Origin of the sequence: Bacillus sp. JJ1503, from assembly GCF_036965125.1 — a bacterium.
Lineage (GTDB): Bacteria > Bacillota > Bacilli > Bacillales > Cytobacillaceae > Cytobacillus.
This window is the reverse complement of record NZ_JBALOZ010000075.1, coordinates 18,970-31,489: the sequence shown is the minus strand read 5'-3', so window position 1 is coordinate 31,489 and position 12,520 is coordinate 18,970. Positions and strand designations below refer to the sequence as shown.

Genomic DNA, 12,520 nt, shown 5'->3' with positions numbered 1-12,520 from the left:
ATAAACATGAAAATTTGCCTGACAACGGGAGGAACTATTATGACAACCTATACATTACCTGATGAACGTGGACATTTTGGTGCATTTGGGGGAAGATTTGTGCCAGAAACGTTAATGCAAGCAGTTCTTGAACTCGAAACAGAATATAAAAAATCGCTGGAAGATCCAGAGTTCCAAAACGAGCTAAATGATCTTCTAAAAGATTACGTTGGACGGGAAACGCCATTGTACTTTGCCAAAAACTTAACAAAGCATCTTCAAGGGGCAAAGATTTATTTAAAACGTGAGGATTTAAACCATACAGGCGCACATAAAATTAATAATTCCTTAGGTCAGGCTTTACTGGCCGCCCGAATGGGGAAACGAAAGATTGTTGCCGAAACAGGGGCAGGACAGCATGGAGTGGCTACCGCAACTGCCTGTGCACTTCTTAATTTAGAATGCATTATTTATATGGGAGCTGAGGACATTCGCAGACAGCAGCTGAATGTGTTTCGAATGGAGCTTTTAGGTGCAAAGGTTGTCAGTGTTGAGTCAGGCAGTGCAACCCTTAAAGATGCTGTCAATGAGGCGTTACGATATTGGGTGACGAATGTGGAGGATACTCATTATATTCTTGGGTCCGTAATGGGGCCGCACCCTTTTCCGATGATTGTCCGTGATTTTCAAAGTGTTATTGGGAAGGAAACGAAGCAGCAATTTATAGAAAAAGAAGGAAAGCTTCCCGAGGCAATTGTGGCCTGTATCGGTGGCGGAAGCAATGCTATGGGGATGTTTTATCCATTTATTAAAGATGAAGATGTTCAGTTGTATGGGGTAGAGGCGGCAGGATTAGGATTAAATACTTCAAAGCATGCAGCTTCAATGACAAAAGGAAAACCAGGAATTCTTCATGGCGCACTCATGTACTTACTTCAGGATGAAGATGGACAAATTAAAGAGGCCCATTCCATTTCAGCCGGGCTTGATTACCCAGGTGTCGGACCTGAGCACAGTTATTTAAAAGATATTGGCCGGGTGAAATATGAATCTATTACCGATGAAGAAGCAATGGAAGCCTTACAGTTCCTTTGTCGGTTAGAAGGAATTATTCCCGCTTTGGAAAGTTCCCATGCAGTTGCTTATGCATTAAAGCTGGCCCCAACAATGAAGGAGGATGAAGGATTAGTCATCTGCTTATCAGGCCGAGGCGATAAGGATGTGGAAACGGTAAAAGCAAGATTAGGAGGGATTGAGAAATGAACAGGATTGAAAAAGTGATGCAAGTCTTGGGGAAGAATAACGAGAAGGCTTTTGTTCCTTATATTATGGCTGGAGATGGCGGACTGAATAGGTTGGCAGAACGGATTACTTTTTTAGAAAAAGCAGGAGCAACGGCGATTGAAATTGGGATTCCCTTTTCTGATCCTGTAGCTGACGGGCCCGTTATCCAGCAAGCTGGCATTAGAGCTCTTGAAAGTGGAACGACATTGAGGGGAATATTGGCGGCCATTGCGGAAATACGCCCAATTGTACATATCCCACTAATTTTTATGACTTATATGAATCCGATCATGGCTTACGGCATTCATTCATTTTTGGATGAGTGCTCCCGTTCAGGTGTAGATGGGTTGATTTTACCTGATTTGCCGATAGAAGAGGAAGATCTTATTGCTCCTTACGCAGAAAAGGCTGGTATTGAGATCATTAGACTCGTAACATTAACGAGTCCGTTAGAGCGGGTTCAAGAAATATCCAGCAAAGGGCGCGGTTTCCTATATGCCGTTACAGTTAATGGGATAACTGGAGCAAGAAAAGGTTTCAATGAACAGCTTGGGGAGCATTTGCAAAAGGTTAAGAGCGTAAGTCACCTGCCTATTTTGGCTGGCTTTGGGATAGCATCCCCAACACATGTGCAGGAAATGAACCAATATTGTGATGGCGTTATTGTCGGAAGCAAAATCATTGAGCTCTTTGAACGAGGGGATCTTGATGGAATTGAAAAGTTGATTAAAGCTTCTAAAATGGCGAATATTGAAAATTAAGACGGGTTTTGTTTATGGGAAAGTGAAAACGCTCGTCATGAATTGCTCATGGCGACTGTTTTTACTATGAGTCAATGAATACGGTAGTTATGAAGTGTTCATGGAGCTCATTTTTACCAAAAACCGGGAAAAGTGGTCGTCATAAAGTGTTCATGGCTCTCGTTTTTGCTAAGAGCTATTGAAAACGGTCGTCATGAAGCGTTCATGGATTTCGTTTTTGCGATGAGTTAGTGAAAACGGTCGTTATGAAGTGTTCATGGAGCTCGTTTTTGCCATGAATCCATAAAAACGGTAGCCATGAAGGTTACTTAAAAAATACCGCTTCGATGACATTTATCGAAGCGGCCTTCTTATTATTTCATTTTCTTCATATTAACCTGTTTCCCGCTTTTTTTCTGACTCTGAGAAGAATCATTTCCGATTTGGAATTCCTCACCTAGTTCGATATCGTTTCTTTTGTCTTGTTTTTCAATTTGAGCGCGGGTTTGATTTAAATTATGTCTTCCTTGTTTAGTCACAATCATGCCTCCTTAAATAAGTCTTGCTGACAATGTTAATATGTACAACCATCAAGAATTTTACCCTATATTTTTGCCGCAAAAAAACAGACTAGCAATGGCTGCAAGTCTGTTTAATCTTTACTTTATTATTTATGACTTATGTAAAATGGCAGTTCGGTATGTCCCATTTCCCTGACGTAGACAAATAAATTACCCTTATGATGAATTTCATGTTCAATGGCCATTTGCACCATTTGATGGCCCGACACTTTCATTCCGAAAATTTTCGACATGTCGATTTCGCGGTCAAGCTCTTCTTCCGTAAGTGAAGCTAGAAGCTCTTTTGTTTTCTCTGTGGATTCTTCACCTAGCTGCGATAGAGACAATTGCGTATTCTCGAACTTCTCCATAAACGGAGATCCGTTGCCCTCTTTAACTGTTTTAATAAACTTATAATAGGACGTGTAAATATGTGTCACTAATTTTTGTGCACTCATCGAAGTTTCAGTGGGTTTAAAATCGTAATTGGATTCTTCGATTTTTTCAACTAAGGCATTTGTAACGGTACGATGTGAAAGAAAATGATTAACAGGATTCATGCGTATACCTCCAAATATATTATTATGTACTCCTTCAATATCATCCTCTAATAATTTTGACAAAATTGCAATTAAGATGCATTCCTTTTGATTTTCTTCCTTATCAGCATTATAAGGCTTCTCCATTTCTTTTCTAAAAAGGATTGGCCGAAAATGCTGCGATTAACAAAAAAATAAATCCCTTCTTCAATCAGTATCCAAACAATGATGATCATTATAAATACATTTAACCAGGACTACATGAAATTCCCCCTTACTAACTTCAATTCTTCTTTATATCTATATTCAAAATATTCATATGATTTCACTTTTTTAATATCCAAAGGTGAATAATTTTTGTATAATAATGGGTATGAGTAGGTATGAATGAAGATTAGAACTAAGTCTCAGGTCCTACCAAAATATAAATCTCTAGTGTCTTATGAATAAAATGAAAATTTGTTTTAATGGAAGCAGAAGAGTTGCGGAATAGATTTAGGGATTCCAATTTGAATTGTTTTGCAGGAGGGTTATTCATGGGGGACAGAAAGGTGTATCTTCTGCTTACCGATACAGGAACGTTATTTACTAGAATGATTAAGTTATATACGAAAGAATGCCATAACCATGCTTCGATTGGCTTCGACTGTGAACTGACTGAGGTGTACAGTTTTGGTAGAAAAAGACCAAGGAATCCCTTTGTTGGCGGATTTGTAAAGGAAGATATTCGGTCAGAGCTATTCAAGAATGCATCTTGTGCAGTATATGTATTTACAGTAAGTGAAAAGAAATATTATCAAATGTTAAATTTAATAAAAAAAATCGATGAAAATAAGCAAAAATATCGCTACAATTTGCTTGGCTTATTGGCCATTGCTTTAAATAAAAGAATTCATAGAAAGCACGCCTTTTTTTGCTCACATTTTGTTGCCATGGTGTTACAAGAAGGCAGGCTCCTCGATATAAATAATAAGCATCTTTGCATGATCACCCCACAAGACCTTAAGGAAGCATCCTCTCATAGACTAATTTATCAAGGAAGTTTACAATCCTATATCACCTATCGGGAAAAATATTTAAAAGCTCAATAATTTGACAAAATAAAAAGAACCATCACTTCCATCAACAAGTGTATGGTTCTTATGTTTTTGACGATTCAGATAATCTTTCTTTGTCTTTGTTGTTCTTGTCCTCATGTCTACGAATACAAACGTGCTTCTGCTGCACTCAGGATTTCTTTTTCCCTCACGGACGGATTTCTCCCTCTGTTTTTTTGCTTTTGATTTAGCCACTCAAATCACTCCTTAATAATTGTCTTTCTATTTTATCATGTTTATTGATTATAGTCCTCCAACTTGATTAAGCAGGAGGTATTACATTCGTTAATAATAAGATGAAGATAATGAGCCCAATGAAGAGAAATAGAATTGAAGCATAAACAACATAATTTGGGCGCAATTTAAATTCTTCCCTATTCTGAATGATGCCAGTGGAAGCACCTATTTTGNNGGTCAATGCTGAAAAGGCAACCCCAGCAAAAAACATCAATTCAATAAATCGCACGGAAAAAAATGAAGCAAGAAAAATTGTGAGCCCCGTTTCAATTATGATTGTGACCAGAAAGATGATGATCCCTTTTTTCATAATAAAACACCTCCGATAAAAGGTATACGTTAGAAAGTTCGTTTTGGTTTCAGAAAAATTTGATAATAGGAATTTTAGAAAAAGTACTCATAATCAGTGATGTTTGTCCAAGGGATTTTTGGGTTAAAAGTAAAAAAACACAAATAGTTTCCCATAATTCAAGATAAGGGGATTTCCCCCACAAGATAGGGAAGTTCCCCGATATGTTTAAAATTCCTTAACTCTTACAATAAGGGTAAGTTAATCGTTTGGAATGAGGAGGAATAAACATGCAGGCAAAAGCCGCGGTTGAAGAAAAGCGCGTCAATTCAATTAATAATGCATTTGCATCAAATTTTGCTAAGTCTATGTTTCTATCAGTTCTTGGATTAGTCATCCTATCCTTTATTGGAACAAGAATGTTCACACATGTTGATTTAAACCTTTATGGATATATGGTTGGAACAATCGTATTTATCGGAGGGTTCTTCTATCGATTTATCGCTTGGGGCGAAAGACCGCCAACAAAGATTTTTATCAAAAAGGGAATTAAACTGCTATTTAGAAAATCAACACCAAAAACATCTGTAGAGCATTTAGCTACATACAATTTCATCTGGAATAGGGGAATTTACCGATGGACCCAGCACGTCCTAATCGGTTGGGGATGTATCCTTTCTTGCTTAGTGACTTTTCCTCTCGTTTTCGGCTGGATGTATTTCACGATGGACGACAATGGTTACTACAATATTATCGCAATGGGCATGAATGTCATGACAGTCCCAGCAGATGGAATCATTGCAAACCTATCCTATAATGCCTTAAATATTACGGCCGTAATGGTCATTGCAGGAGTATGCATGGCGCTTTACCGCCGCTTGAAAAATATGCAGGCAAGAGCGGAGCAGAAATTCCTATATGATTTCCTGCCGCTTTACATGCTTTTATTAGTTAGTATCACAGGTTTAGCTTTAACCTTTATGAACATCTTTTTACACGGTGCAGGTCAGCCAGCAATGTCACTGATCCATCAGTGGTCCGTCATTATTACACTCATTTATCTGCCTTTTGGAAAACTAGCACATATTCCTTTCCGCCCAATGAGTGTGTTAGCAAGAAACTACAGAGAACATTATGCAGAACAAGAAATGAAAAAATGTAAGATTTGTGGAGAAGGCTTTGTATCAGCAGAACAATCAAAAGATGTCGTTGAAGTACTTGGCGTGAATCATATCGAATTTATGACAAAGGAAGGGCATCATCTTGCTGAAATGTGCCTCCCTTGCCGAAGAAAATACCGGATTGCACAATTCTCCGGTTTCCCTACCCATGAGGTAAAAGTGAAGGAGGCCAATCAAAATGCAAAGGGTTAATTTTAGAAACGAGAGAGATCAGTTTTTTAAAGATATTGAAAACCTGAATCACCCAAATGAAACGTTAATCAAAACACACTGTAGCTACTGTGCTATGCAGTGTGGGATGAACTTACGGGTAAATACAATAACAAACAAAATTATTGGGGTAGAGCCTCGATATGATTGGCCTGTTACACTTGGAAAGATGTGTCCAAAGGGAGTTACTGCTTACCAACAGGTAAACAATAATGACCGTTTGCTAAAACCATTAATTCGTGATGATCAATCGTTAAAAGGTACGAAAAATGGCTTCCGTGAAGCAAGCTGGGATGAGGCATACGAACTTATCGTAAAAAAATTCACCGAGCTTCAAGAGAATTATGGAAAAGATTCACTCTCAGTGTATAGCGGCGTTTCAATGACTAATGAAAAGTGTTACTTAACCGGGAAATTCGCTCGGGTTGGACTGCAAACACGCTACATTGATTATAATGGCCGATTCTGTATGGCAAGTGCTGCAGGTGGATTAAATCGTTCCCTGGGTATCGATAGAGGTTCAACGATTCCATGGACAGATATACAGGATACCGATTGTATATTTCTTGCAGGCAGCAATACCGCCGAATGTCACCCGACCATGATGTTCAGAGTGTGGGCAGTTCAAGAACGAGGCGGCTATGTGATTGTTGCAGATCCAAGGGAAACACCAGTAGCTAGAAGAGCGGATCTTCACCTTGATTTAAGACCAGGTACTGATCTTGCACTTGCCAATGGGATATTAAATTTATTAATTCAAAACGGCTATACAGATGAAGAATTTATTAAAAATCATACAAATGGCTTTGAAGAAACAAAGGAACTAGTAAAAGAATTCACACCAGAGTATACGAGTGCGATCACAGGTGTGGCACCTGAGAAAATTATTCGGGCTGCAGAATTATACGGAAAAGCTCCAAATGCAATTGTCATGTTTGCCAGAGGAATTGAGCAACAAATAAAAGGGGTAGATAACGTTTCTGGCTATACAAATATGGCACTTGTTACTGGGAAAATTGGCCGTGCTAAATCAGGTGTTGCGACCATTACTGGACAAGGGAATGGCCAAGGGGGACGTGAACATGGGCAAAAAGCCGATGCTCTGCCTGGTTATCGTAAAATAGCGAATCCAGATCACGTAAAATATGTTTCAAAGGTGTGGGGCATTGAACCGGAAGAAATGCCAAAAGAGGGTGTATCCGCATTTGAAATGTTTGGATTAATGCAACAAAAGACGATTCGCGCATTATACCTTTTATGTTCAAATCCTGCCGTTTCAGCACCAGATCAGAACTATGTTCGTGAGCAGCTGAAAAACCTAGACTTCATGGTATGTGTTGACTTTTATCTTTCGGAATCAGCTGAATTTGCTGATGTCGTGCTGCCAACAACCACTTGGGCAGAAGATGAAGGAACAACAACAAATGTTGAGGGACGGATTATTAAGATCAATCAAGCACAAAAGCCACTAGGCGAATCAAAGCCAGACTGGCAGATTCAAATAGAGATTTCCGAGCGAATGGGGCGTGGCAAATATTTTTCACACTTAAAAACCTCTGAAGACATCTTTAATGAGCTGCGTGTCGCTTCCAAAGGTGGAACGGCTGATTACTACGGCGTCACATGGGAAAAGATCGACAAGCAAGACGGCGTATTCTGGCCATGTAAAGATGAGAATGATCCTGGAACACCACGTTTGTTTTTAGATAAAAAGTTCAATCATCCTGATGGAAGAGCAAAAATCTTTGCATTGCCATACAGACCATCCGCAGAAGAACCAGATGAAGAATACCCATTGCGTTTAACGACAGGACGTGTTGTCTACCATTATTTATCAGGAAATCAGACGAGAAGAATTCAATTCCTTCATGATATGTGTCCTGATCCATTTGTAGAAGTACATCCAGAAACGGCTGCAAAATACAATATTGAACATGAAGAATCAGTCCGTCTCTATACTCGCAGAGGAGAAACGATCTATAAGGTAAAAATCACAGAGGCCATTCGGAAGGATTCCGTGTTTGTTCCTTACCATTGGGGCCATGAAAAATCTATTAATCTATTAACAATCGGTGCTCTTGATCCAATTTCAAGAATGCCAGAATTTAAAGCATGTGCCGCTCAAATGGAAAAACTTGAAATAAAGAAGGTGCAGTAAATGAAAAAGAGGCTCTATTTAGAATTAGAAAATTGTATCGGATGCCGTTCCTGCCTTGCCGCCTGTACACAGTGCGGGGGGCATGAGGAAAGAAACCGGAACTATGTTTACGATGTAAATCCATTAGTTAATCGGCAAACCATGCCTCTCATGTGCCTTCACTGTGTGAATCCGGCATGTGCCAGGAGCTGCCCTGCGCAAGCGATTCAGATACATGAAACCGGGGCTGTTTTATCAGCATTAGTCGAGAAATGTATTGGCTGCCAAAACTGTACGATTGCCTGTCCATATGGAATACCGAAATTTGATACAGAACAGAACTTAATGTATAAATGCGACCTATGTATTGACCGGACGAAGGATGGCATCCCGCCAATGTGTGCGAGTGTTTGTCCATCTAATACTCTTCAATGGCTGACAGATGAAGAAATTGAAAATAAGAAAAAGCAATTCAATCTTGATAATGGCAAATGGGTAACGAGCCTGCCTTATCTTGAAGGTGAAACGAACGTGAAAGTCAATCTGCCTGGTATTTTACAAGGCGTAACTAAGTTGTTTTAGGAGGGATTCAAGTGCCATCAGATAAAAATAATAAAATCCCCTTTCAAGAAGATAATTACACACATAATATTAATCAGAATAATGAACGAAAGCTCGACCGACGCGGCTTTATGAAAACGTTAGTGGGAGCAGCTGGGGTGTTCGCTGTTTCCTCCCTTCCTTGGGGAGCGGTTGCAGCAAAAGAATTAATGGGTCTTGGGGAGAAGGAATATCCTCATAAAAAAATTATCGATGTCGAAAAACTCCCAATCGGAGATGCCGTTGATTTCAAATTTCCAGGAGAACATGATGATGCAATTCTAATAAGATTATCTGAAAATAAATATGTTGCCTACCAAAATGCATGCACACATTTACGCTGTCCCGTATTTTGGGTTAAGGATCAAGGAGAAATGGTTTGTCCTTGTCACCACGGCAAATTTGATGTTCAAACAGGTGCTCCAACTGCAGGACCACCAAGACGGCCTCTTCCAGAAATTCAAGTAAAAGTAGAGAAGGGTGCTGTATATGCAGTAAAGGTGAAACGATATGAAGCGTAGTTACGTTGGAGTCATTGTCCTTGCTGCTGTTTTGTTTCTCAATATCGTATTTACACAATATATGGTCCATCAATTCTTTTACGAAAACTATGTAAATACGTTAATATTTTGCGGATTAAATATTATCCTTTTTCCAATTGCCTTATTTGCTTATAAAAAGATGAAAAATGTAAAGGCGTGAAGCAAATGAACAGTGAAACATATCTTGATTTTTGTTTTATGAGAATGCCGTCAGGAAATTTTGCTGGCGATATTGATCAAATGCTGACAAAGCTTTTTGCCGGTGTCCGTTTGAACTGGTATTTAGAAGAGAAAATTGAAAATGATATAGAAATCGTTATTGCTGAAGTAAAGGGTATGAGCAAATGGAATTCAGAAGATGAAACAGCGGCTTTTATTGAGGAGCATGCAGATTCTGCATTTTGGGAATACCTTCAAGGCTATAAAATGTTTATCTACCCTGCAAAGAGAGGATGCTCAAGCTGTGGAGCCCATTGAACTGGAAACGTTAGATTCATTTGTAAGAAAAACAGTTAAAGTAGCAATTTTAGATCAAGAAAATGGGGATCAAGCCCCTTTTGTGGAAAAAATGATTGAAAAAACAGGGCTATGCCCAGATGGAACACATCTTCGCATTTATTTTGATGACCGGTATTTCTTTGCGGTCCCACTAACGGCGAAAGTTGTGCTAAATGATGGTGAATGGTCTGCCTTGGATGAGCAATCAGGTTTAAACTATGTGATTAGAAGAGAGTGTGGTTTGAATGGTTAAAAAAATACAGCTTCCATTACAAACATTAAACCTTGTCGTTGGTTTCATGGTGTGGGTATTAATTTCATCCTTATTGCCTTATATTAAAGAAGATATTGCCATACCAGCGAATCAATTGGCACTTGTAACAGCTATTCCTGTTATCCTTGGATCCATACTAAGGATTCCATTAGGCTATTATGCAAATCAATTTGGTGCACGGACGATCTTTTTAATAAGCTTTATTTTGCTAATCTTCCCTGTTTATTATATTAGCATTGCTAAATCTATCACTGATTTATTAATTGGCGGTCTTTTCTTAGGGATAGGCGGAGCGGTTTTCTCAGTAGGAGTAACATCTCTTCCAAAATATTATCCAAAGGAACGCCATGGTTTTGTAAATGGAATTTATGGTGCTGGTAATCTTGGAACTGCGCTATCAGCTTTCGGAGCCCCAGTATTAGCTTCTAAGTTTGGCTGGTCTACTACTGTTCAGTTTTATCTTGTTATTCTGGGCATTTTCATCGTAGCCAACTTCTTCTTAGGCGATAAAAAAGAACATCGAGTCAAAACTCCTTTAATGGAACAAATTAAAGGTGTTTATAAAAACGAAAAACTATGGCTCTTAAGTTTATTTTACTTTATTACTTTCGGTTCATTTGTTGCCTTTACTATTTATTTGCCAAACTTTTTAGTCGCAAGCTTCGGGCTTGATAAAGTAGATGCTGGCTTAAGAACAGCTGGGTTCATCGTGATTGCTACTGTGATGAGACCACTTGGGGGCTGGTTAGCTGACCGTTTTCATTCTCTCATTTTATTAATGTTCGTTTTTGGAGTATATACAATTTCAGCGATGATCTTATCCTTCGCTCCATCCATCGGCTGGTACACATTTGGCTGTCTAACGATTGCACTTTGTGCAGGTGTCGGAAATGGGGTAATATTTAAACTCGTTCCAATGTATTTTCATAAACAGGCAGGAATCGTCAATGGGATTGTTTCAGCGATGGGCGGACTTGGAGGATTTTTCCCGCCATTAATTTTAACCATCCTGTTTAATATTACTGGCCATTATGCAATCGGGTTTATGGCGTTATCTGAAGTCGCTTTAGCAAGCTTAATATTAGTCATCTGGATGTATTACCAAGGAAAAATGGGGATTGCTAATCAAGTAATTGATCACACAGTTGAAGGGATTCTTGTAACGGACATTCATGGTAAAATTATTTCAATAAACCCTGCATTTTCAAAAATTACAGGGTATACAAAGAACGATGTCATCGGGAAGAATCCGAATATCTTAAAATCCGGCATGCAATCGAAAGATTTTTATGAAGGATTATGGAACTCTATTGAAGCAAATGGATTCTGGCAAGGAGAAATTTGGAATAAACGCAAGGATGGAGAACCATATCTACAATGGCTAACGATTAGTGCCATTAAAAATGACGCCGGAGAAGTTGTACAATATGCCGGTATGTGTAGTGATATGTCGAGCAGGAATGTGAAGGAAGCGTAGCGCTAGAGAGGAAGGAAGGTATGGATACAAAATCAGCCCGAAGAAATATTAGTTCTTATATCATTCAGTCTCAAGAAGATGAAATCAAGCGAATAGCCATTGAACTTCACGAAGGTGTTGGGCAAAATTTGTATAGTCTTTACACTGGTATGCAATTCATTCAATCAGCTGTTGAAGAAGACACGATGAAAGGCTATGTCGGCAGCATGGCTGAATTACTAGAAAGAACGATTCAAGAGATTAGGCTGCTTTCGGTTGAATTACACCCTCCTACCTTAACGACGCTTGGACTTCTGCCGGCAATGAAAAGCTATTTAAAGCTTTATACTTCCACCTACGGGATCGAAGTACATTTAGTGAGTATGGGTGAAGAGGTCTCTCTGAATGAAAAGGAAAGGATTACATTATTCCGAGTTTGTCAGGAGGCCTTAGCCAATATTGCCAGATATGCGGATACAGTAAATGCGGAGGTAACCTTTATATGGGAGCAAAGCCATTTGCGAATCCTTATTAAAGATGCTGGAAAAGGCTTTGATATGGAAAAAGGGATGAATCAATCGACCGGCCTAGCCGCCATGCAGGAGCGTATGCATTTAATTGGCGGACAATGGTTTCTTTCTTCAAAAATAGGGGAAGGTACACTGATTGAACTTCAGTTGCCACTATAATATGAAACAAACACTTAGGGGATTTGCGTATGCAATCCCTTATTGTATATTTAGCACACTAAACTAGGAGTCTGCTGTAAATTTTTATATAATGGAATACATAGAAAAAAACGAATGGGGGAGATGACTTGATTAAGATTCTTCTTTGTGATGATCATGCCGTTGTTAGAATGGGATTAAAAATGCTTTTAAATAATCATCCGGACAT

15 protein-coding genes are annotated in these 12,520 nt (G+C 39.0%); 12 read left to right on the top strand and 3 right to left on the bottom strand.

What is annotated here, in order from left to right; all coding sequences use genetic code 11:
* Positions 1 to 39 precede the first annotated feature (39 nt).
* Complete coding sequence (gene trpB / locus V7149_RS06975) at positions 40 to 1,242, top strand: tryptophan synthase subunit beta (protein ID WP_335344926.1); 1,203 nt, start codon at positions 40 to 42, stop codon at positions 1,240 to 1,242.
* Complete coding sequence (trpA, locus tag V7149_RS06970) at positions 1,239 to 2,024, top strand: tryptophan synthase subunit alpha (RefSeq protein ID WP_335344925.1); 786 nt, start codon at positions 1,239 to 1,241, stop codon at positions 2,022 to 2,024. Before trpB ends, trpA begins: the two co-directional genes overlap by 4 nt.
* Before the next feature lie 353 nt (positions 2,025 to 2,377).
* On the opposite strand, the gene V7149_RS06965 is transcribed toward trpA, so the two are convergent.
* Positions 2,378 to 2,542 (bottom strand): hypothetical protein, encoded by a 165-nt coding sequence (locus tag V7149_RS06965; RefSeq protein ID WP_335344924.1) that lies wholly within the window; start codon positions 2,540 to 2,542, stop codon positions 2,378 to 2,380.
* A 128-nt stretch (positions 2,543 to 2,670) separates the two neighbouring features.
* Positions 2,671 to 3,123 carry a DinB family protein gene (locus tag V7149_RS06960; protein WP_335344923.1) on the bottom strand — a complete coding sequence of 151 codons (453 nt, stop codon included), beginning with the start codon at positions 3,121 to 3,123 and terminating at the stop codon, positions 2,671 to 2,673.
* A gap of 515 nt (positions 3,124 to 3,638) precedes the next feature.
* On the opposite strand from V7149_RS06960, the gene V7149_RS06955 reads away from it, so the two are divergent.
* Positions 3,639 to 4,193, top strand: a complete 555-nt coding sequence (locus V7149_RS06955; protein WP_335344922.1) for a hypothetical protein — start codon at positions 3,639 to 3,641, stop codon at positions 4,191 to 4,193.
* Here V7149_RS06955 and V7149_RS06950 read toward each other — a convergent pair.
* Entirely contained in the window at positions 4,179 to 4,394 is a 216-nt protein-coding gene (locus tag V7149_RS06950; RefSeq protein WP_335344921.1) for a hypothetical protein, read from the bottom strand. The two genes, V7149_RS06955 and V7149_RS06950, sit on opposite strands and share 15 nt — an antisense overlap.
* Before the next feature lie 621 nt (positions 4,395 to 5,015).
* On the opposite strand from V7149_RS06950, the gene V7149_RS06940 reads away from it, so the two are divergent.
* The 9 genes from V7149_RS06940 to V7149_RS06900 are packed head-to-tail and all read left to right on the top strand — an operon-like array spanning position 5,016 to position 12,312.
* Entirely contained in the window at positions 5,016 to 6,098 is a 1,083-nt protein-coding gene (locus V7149_RS06940; protein WP_335344919.1) for a hypothetical protein, read from the top strand.
* Entirely contained in the window at positions 6,085 to 8,274 is a 2,190-nt protein-coding gene (locus V7149_RS06935) for a molybdopterin oxidoreductase family protein (RefSeq protein ID WP_335344918.1), read from the top strand. The genes V7149_RS06940 and V7149_RS06935 overlap by 14 nt, the downstream gene beginning before the upstream one ends.
* Complete coding sequence (locus V7149_RS06930) at positions 8,275 to 8,835, top strand: 4Fe-4S dicluster domain-containing protein (RefSeq protein ID WP_335344917.1); 561 nt, start codon at positions 8,275 to 8,277, stop codon at positions 8,833 to 8,835.
* Between the two features lie 11 nt (positions 8,836 to 8,846).
* A complete protein-coding gene (locus V7149_RS06925; protein ID WP_335344916.1) occupies positions 8,847 to 9,374 on the top strand; it encodes a Rieske (2Fe-2S) protein in 528 nt (175 codons plus the stop codon).
* The gene (locus V7149_RS06920) at positions 9,364 to 9,555 is read left to right on the top strand and encodes a hypothetical protein (RefSeq protein WP_335344915.1); all 192 of its coding nucleotides are present in this window, start codon (positions 9,364 to 9,366) and stop codon (positions 9,553 to 9,555) included. Before V7149_RS06925 ends, V7149_RS06920 begins: the two co-directional genes overlap by 11 nt.
* 5 nt (positions 9,556 to 9,560) lie before the next feature.
* Positions 9,561 to 9,872, top strand: a complete 312-nt coding sequence (locus V7149_RS06915) for a hypothetical protein (protein ID WP_335344914.1) — start codon at positions 9,561 to 9,563, stop codon at positions 9,870 to 9,872.
* Positions 9,859 to 10,146: a hypothetical protein gene (locus V7149_RS06910; RefSeq protein ID WP_335344913.1), complete on the top strand. Its 288-nt coding sequence runs from the start codon at positions 9,859 to 9,861 to the stop codon at positions 10,144 to 10,146. The genes V7149_RS06915 and V7149_RS06910 overlap by 14 nt, the downstream gene beginning before the upstream one ends.
* Positions 10,139 to 11,644: a nitrate/nitrite transporter gene (locus tag V7149_RS06905; protein WP_335344912.1), complete on the top strand. Its 1,506-nt coding sequence runs from the start codon at positions 10,139 to 10,141 to the stop codon at positions 11,642 to 11,644. Before V7149_RS06910 ends, V7149_RS06905 begins: the two co-directional genes overlap by 8 nt.
* A gap of 20 nt (positions 11,645 to 11,664) precedes the next feature.
* On the top strand, positions 11,665 to 12,312 hold the full coding sequence (locus tag V7149_RS06900) for a sensor histidine kinase (RefSeq protein WP_335344911.1): 648 nt from the start codon (positions 11,665 to 11,667) through the stop codon (positions 12,310 to 12,312).
* Positions 12,313 to 12,520: the final 208 nt, after the last annotated feature.